Consider the following 1,347-nt stretch of genomic DNA (forward strand, 5'->3'; position numbering starts at 1 on the left):
CAGGGCTTGCGCGAGTTCCCGGGATCGCCCAACTGACGTGAAGATGCCGCAGGTCGGGGCGGATGACAGAGCGGACACGGGATCCGTGATCATTCAGGTGTCTAAGCCAAGTGATCAAAAGGGTTCCCGTGTCCGCTGTCTCATCTTCCCCGATCCCTGCCGTGTTGGCCAAGTTGGGCCCGCTCCCTCCGGACGACACATCTGACCTGCGCATCTTCCTGGAGGCGGTGCCCGATCCCCGCTCCCGGCGGGGCCGCTGGTACTCGCTGACCGCGATCCTGCTGGTCTGCGCGGCCGCCGCGGTCTCGGGAGCCCGGACCATCGACGAACTCGCCGAGTGGGGCGCCCGCGCCGACGCCGGGCTGCTCGCCGCGCTCGGCGTGCGCCGTCACCTGCTGCGGTGGCGGCATGCGCCGTCCAGGTCTGCGATCGGGAGGGTCCTCGCGCGTCTCGACACCGACGCACTCGATGCGGCCGTGGGCGCCTGGCTGGCTCACCGCCATAGCGCCGCAGCCCCGGGCAGGCGACGGGTGATCGCCGTGGACGGCAAGGCACTGCGGGGCTCCGCCCGCCTGGACCAGCCCCGCCGGCACCTGCTGTCCGCCGTCACCCACGGCTGCCCAGTCACCCTCGCCCAGGCCGAGGTCGGCTCCAAGACCAACGAGACACGGCACTTCCAGCCCCTGCTTGCACCGCTCGACCTGGAAGAAGACGTGGTCACCTTCGACGCGCTGCACTCCGTGAAGACCAACGTCACCTGGCTGGCCGAGACCAAGAAGGCGCACTACGTGGCCGTGATCAAACCCAACCAGCCCACCGCCTGGGCCCAGCTGCACAGTCTGGACTGGCACGCGGTGGCCATCCAACACACCGCCTCGAACAAGGAACACGGCCGCCGCGAGTCCCACTCGATCAAGACTCTCGCCATCGCCGACAACCTCGGCGGCATCGCCTTCCCCCACGCGAAGCTCGCCCTCCGCGTCCACCGTCGCCGCAAAGCAACCGGCAGGAAGGAGACCCGCGAGACCGTCTACGCGGTCACCAGCCTCGACGCCCACCAGGCGAAACCGGCCGAACTCGCCTCCCACCTGCGCGGACACTGGACCGTGGAAGCCCAGCACCACATCCGAGACCGCACCTTCGCCGAAGACGCCTCCACCGTCCACACCGGCAACGCACCCCGCGCCATGGCCACCCTCCGCAACCTCGCGATCGGAGCCCTCAAAGCCCTCGAAGCAACCAACATCGCGAAGACCACCCGCGCCATCCGCGACCAACCCGAACGAGCCCTCCCCATCCTGGGCATCACCTACAAGCCCGACCTCAACGGAACTTGATCAAGCCCTG

General features: G+C 68.9%; 1 protein-coding gene. It reads left to right on the top strand.

The window, feature by feature from the left end; all coding sequences use genetic code 11:
- Positions 1–161: 161 nt before the first annotated feature.
- A complete protein-coding gene (locus tag IH48_RS0132090) occupies positions 162–1,337 on the top strand; it encodes an ISAs1 family transposase (RefSeq protein ID WP_037843953.1) in 1,176 nt (391 codons plus the stop codon).
- Positions 1,338–1,347 lie beyond the last annotated feature (10 nt).

Origin of the sequence: Streptomyces sp. NRRL F-5126 (assembly GCF_000721265.1) — a bacterium.
Taxonomy (GTDB): domain Bacteria; phylum Actinomycetota; class Actinomycetes; order Streptomycetales; family Streptomycetaceae; genus Streptomyces.